The organism is Geobacillus sp. (assembly GCF_017515625.1).
In the GTDB taxonomy this organism is placed as follows: domain Bacteria; phylum Bacillota; class Bacilli; order Bacillales; family Anoxybacillaceae; genus Geobacillus; species Geobacillus stearothermophilus.
The window spans coordinates 1-1,859 of record NZ_JAFWFM010000076.1; the positions used below are offsets into that span (position 1 = coordinate 1).

Annotated in this window: 3 pseudogenes; all 3 read left to right on the top strand. The window is 49.8% G+C overall.

What is annotated here, in order from left to right:
- Nucleotides 1-258: pseudogene (locus tag IKE44_RS04820) on the top strand (IS701 family transposase); the annotation flags it as partial.
- A gap of 57 nt (nt 259-315) precedes the next feature.
- Nucleotides 316-1,458: pseudogene (locus IKE44_RS04825) on the top strand (cupredoxin domain-containing protein); the annotation flags it as partial.
- A 51-nt stretch (nt 1,459-1,509) separates the two neighbouring features.
- Nucleotides 1,510-1,859 (top strand): annotated as a pseudogene (locus IKE44_RS04830) (hypothetical protein); the annotation flags it as partial.

The following is a 1,859-nucleotide window of genomic DNA, read 5'->3' on the forward strand; positions in this document are numbered from 1 at the left end:
GAGTGCTTTTTCCGGCAGGCGAAAGATCAACTGAAGCTGGATGGATACCGCGTTCGCCACATTCGGGCGGTGAAACGGTATTGGGCGGTGGTGCTGCTCTCCTGCGTGTACAGCATCGCCGAATCCCGACAAAACCTCTCCACCGGGCTGGAGCTTCTTCGGTCGCGGAAAGACCACAGCGTCGTCGAGTTCATTTATTACGCTGCAAAGCAAGATATTCCCATTGATGTGATCAAAAAACAGCTCCGTATCGCGTAAGGGGTACCCTGTTTGTCTCTCTAACCATGGAAATTATTGTAATGAAAAATGCTCATCTACAGTACGGAAGAAGCGACAACAAACTTGGAAATCAACGCGTCTCAAGAAGACCGCGACTTTATCGTGCTGTTTAACTGGAAAGAGCTTGAGAACATGGTGAAAGCGGGGAAATATGACAATGTCGGCGGTCAAAAAATGATCTTTCCGGAAAAGCATAAAGGGGGCATTTATTTAGTGCCGGTCGCCAAATCGCCGCATGGCGTCGATGTTACCCCAGACGGGAAATATTTCATCGCCTCCGGGAAGCTCGCCCCGTTGTTGACGGTATTTTCGTTTGAAAAGGCGTTTCAGGCGATTGAAAAGAAAGAGTTTGCCGGCGAGCGGAACGGCATCCCGATTTTGAAATACGAATCGGTGATGGAGCGGGAAGTCAATCCGGAAAACGCGCTTGGGCCGCTGCATACGCAGTTTGATGACAAAGGCATGGCGTATACGACGATGTTTATTTCGTCTGAAATTGTGAAATGGAATCCGGAAACCGGCGAAGTGCTTGACCGCGTTCCGGTTCAATATTCGCCAGGGCATGCCGTCGCGGCGGAAGGGGATACCGTATCTCCGGACGGCAAATATTTAGTGTCGCTCAACAAGTTGGCGAAAGACAGCTATTTATCGGTCGGGCCGTCCCACCCGGAATCGATGCAGCTCATTGACATTAGCGGTGACAAAATGAAAGTGATCCAATCGTCGCCGGTCGATCCGGAACCGCACTATGGGCAAATGATCAAGGCCGATAAAATTAAAACGATTGAAGTGTACCCGAAAGATAACAACAATCCAGACGCTGTGTACAACCAAAAAGACGCCCGCATCGTCCGGAAAGGAAATGAGGTGCACGTCTACGGCATCGCAATGCGTTCGAAGTTTATTTTTGATGCCAATGCGAAGCGGCCGGACGTCATTGAAGTGAATGAAGGAGATAAAGTTGTCATCCACCTGACGAACCTTGACTTTGATGAGGACATTACCCATGGTTTTGCCATCAACCAGTATAACTTGAATATGGAAATTCAGCCGGGACAAACGAACACGATCGAGTTTACCGCCAATAAGCCGGGAACGTACCCGTTGTATTGCACGAACTTCTGTTCAGCGCTGCACCAAGAAATGACCGGGTATTTGTTGGTAAAGCCGAAACAATAAACCGAGGGGGCGGACGCGCCCCCCCTGACTAACAAAAGAGGTGTGAAGAAAATGGCTGCAGCGAAACTGTCTCCGTTGTCTGCCGTCTTTGTCGGCGCGGCCGGAGGATTGCTGCTTTTGTCTTTAGCGTTTCCTTGGTGGGGGATGGATTTCATCGCTCCGCAATATCCGGAAGGATTAGAGATTATCGTTTATCCGAATCGGCTTGAAGGGGATATCGACATTATTAACGGACTCAATCACTATATCGGCATGAAGCCGTTTAGTGAAGAGAGCTTTCCGGAACTTGGCTATTTGTCCTACATCGTGATCGCTATGGCCATAGCGGCATTCATCATCGCGTTCACGAGAAGCAAAAGAGGGCTGTACGTGTTCATCGCCGCCTTTCTCATTGGCGGGGC